At 48.2% G+C, this 2382-nt stretch carries 4 protein-coding genes; all 4 read right to left on the bottom strand.

What is annotated here, in order from left to right:
• Positions 1 to 23 precede the first annotated feature (23 nt).
• From HGBM_RS24495 to HGBM_RS24480, 4 genes are read right to left on the bottom strand one after another with little or no spacing between them, the layout of a single operon-like run.
• Entirely contained in the window at positions 24 to 296 is a 273-nt protein-coding gene (locus tag HGBM_RS24495) for a hypothetical protein (protein WP_019123715.1), read from the bottom strand.
• On the bottom strand, positions 293 to 580 hold the full coding sequence (locus HGBM_RS24490; RefSeq protein ID WP_019123714.1) for a hypothetical protein: 288 nt from the start codon (positions 578 to 580) through the stop codon (positions 293 to 295). Before HGBM_RS24490 ends, HGBM_RS24495 begins: the two co-directional genes overlap by 4 nt.
• Entirely contained in the window at positions 577 to 1152 is a 576-nt protein-coding gene (locus HGBM_RS24485; protein WP_019123713.1) for a putative phage tail protein, read from the bottom strand. Before HGBM_RS24485 ends, HGBM_RS24490 begins: the two co-directional genes overlap by 4 nt.
• Positions 1145 to 2224, bottom strand: a complete 1080-nt coding sequence (locus tag HGBM_RS24480; protein WP_019123712.1) for a baseplate J/gp47 family protein — start codon at positions 2222 to 2224, stop codon at positions 1145 to 1147. Before HGBM_RS24480 ends, HGBM_RS24485 begins: the two co-directional genes overlap by 8 nt.
• Between the last annotated feature and the right edge of the window lie 158 nt (positions 2225 to 2382).

Below are 2382 nucleotides of genomic sequence, written 5' to 3'. Positions count from 1 at the left end.
TTGAAGGTATCCTTTTCATGGAATCAGACCTCCAACCGCGTTTGCGCCTCGTTATAGTACCCATGCGTCAGAATGATCGAGTCCAGCGTGAGCAACTCCTCCGTAAAGAGGTTGTGCGTGAAGGAATCCGGGAAGGTGGATTCGATCAGCTGCACGCGGTTTTTCAGGTTTGCGATATCCACACTGAATTGCTCAAGCAAAACATGAGCATCTGCAATGCCCTGCTCAATCCGGTTAAAATCAGATTCGGTAACATCGTCGTCCGTCTTCCAGTCTAGTTTCGGATTATAACTCATATGGTCTCACCACTCCTCACCTCAAACTCGAAGCGAAATTCTAACCTCTGCTGGTCGGACACGGTAAGGTTTGTTATCCGTTCGGTGATCAGGTTCCCCTTTTCATCGTACAGTTTTACCGACGTGACTTGCGTTATCCCCTGCTGACTCAAGGTTTGCACGATGATCGTTCTGCCGTCTTGGGTGACGCTTTGTATCGGCACGGTTTGATTGTTCACGACAAGCGATCCGATTCGGGTTTTCAAGTCTTCAGCGGCACGCATCAGGTAAGCATTGTCAATCATATCGTCACCTCGCTTTGGTACTTCATGGGTTTCATGCCGACGCGAAACTCAGATACTTTGTGATACCTGCGCTGGGATACGACAACACGGTCAACAATTTCAATCGTCTCGTGGCCCCAGGGAGAAGCCAGATACACCATATTGGCTGGTTTGATGCGCTCGATGGTCTTTTCTGCTTCTTTGAAAATAGAAGCGTCCAATATGCTGGCGTAAAGTCTCAGGATGAAGTTTTGTACATCTACACCGATTTGACCGCGTCCATCGCCAAACAGATAGTCAATTCTCTGCTGCAGGTATCGCTCAGTAAACGGAGGTTTGGTCGATTGGCGGTTGATGATCCGTTTCTTCCGGAAGTCAAGCGTTTCCGTAGATGGGTCTACTTGGATTTTCAATATTCTTTCTCGTCTCTTCGTTGCTGATTCACTGGATAACATAATAAACTGGTCATTGAATTGTTGATCGATCGCATTTTCTAACTCTTGTAACTGTTCATCCTCTGCTCCAGCCAACTCCACAAAGTCCAGAATCTCATGGTAGTCCTCCGGCCAATACTTCAAAATGCGTTCAGACATTGATCGTCACCGTCCCCATTTGCGGGATCTCTTCCTCTCCCAGCGGGATGTTGAATGCTGCACCGTTGAGCGTGGTATTAGCCACGTCAATTACGCCCGGTACCGTCAGAATTTCGGCATCAATGAGAGCAACGCGAACAATCAAATTGGTTTGGTTTTCCCAATCCTCTCGTAGTCCCTGTAAGTAGTTGCTGATCACACTTTCGATAGGAGCTTGCACCTGCTCAACAGTGTACCCGCCTGCAAGCGTGACTGTTGTCACTATATTGACCGTCACGCCCTGTACCCCTGCAATCGTGACTCGGTGCCCGATTGGCGCCATCCCAAGCCCCTGCCCTTGGTTTACAATTGGATCAACGGTCGTCTGTACTTGATCGATTAATTGTTGTGCAGGTGGGTTAAAATCAGCCCCGATGATAGTGCACTTCACGGTTCCGCCGCCCTGCCATGTCGGAAAGACCTTTGTTCCTCCCACACCTTCAATCGCATTAATCATCTGCATATAATCAGCCACATTCCCTCCAAATGTTGGCTCGTTGACTGTTTTGAAAAATCTATCCCGTAGCGATTCGTCAGATTCCTCATCTTCGCCCGGCACCAATACATCAGCCAACTCAGCTCGGGCCAGCCCTTGAATGTAGTCGATTGGTAGCAGCGCCCCGAATAGCTGGTTCCCTGTCGCACCTGTCGTCTCGCATTCCATTTTATACTCGCCAGTAGTGATTTTTTCAGTGACAACGAAGTTTTGATCTTCAATAGAAAACCGACTGCCAATCGGAACATCAAAAGGATTGTTCTGACCGTCATAAAAAAGCCCTTTGCGTATCGCCTTGGTGGCTGGTTCTCGGTTTACCCCGAACTCTGCGCACTTACGAGTTAGATATTCCCCTGTGGCTGTATCCACCCATGAGAGGTTATTGTTGGTGTCCAAATCTGCATACATCTGAGCCATTTCTGCAGCAACGGCGGCACAAGCCGTATAGATCAAGCTGCCCTCGCGTTTGTCTACGGTATTCGGGACCTTGCTAAGCATCCTTTGCAAAATATACTCATATGTCATATGTTCATACACGTCTCATCACCTCCTGCGAGGATCGGAATGATCCAAATACCGAGACAACCATAAACTCAATGAGAATGGAATCGCCATTTGTCTCAACACGAACATTCTCAATCCTCTCAATACGATCATCCTGCAGAAGCACTTCCCGGATTAAACGTGTTGCTTCG

Origin of the sequence: Brevibacillus massiliensis (assembly GCF_000311785.1) — a bacterium.
Taxonomy (GTDB): Bacteria; Bacillota; Bacilli; order Brevibacillales; family Brevibacillaceae; genus Brevibacillus_C; species Brevibacillus_C massiliensis.
Note: the sequence above shows the minus strand (reverse complement) of the source record. Positions and strands in the feature narration are given on the sequence as shown.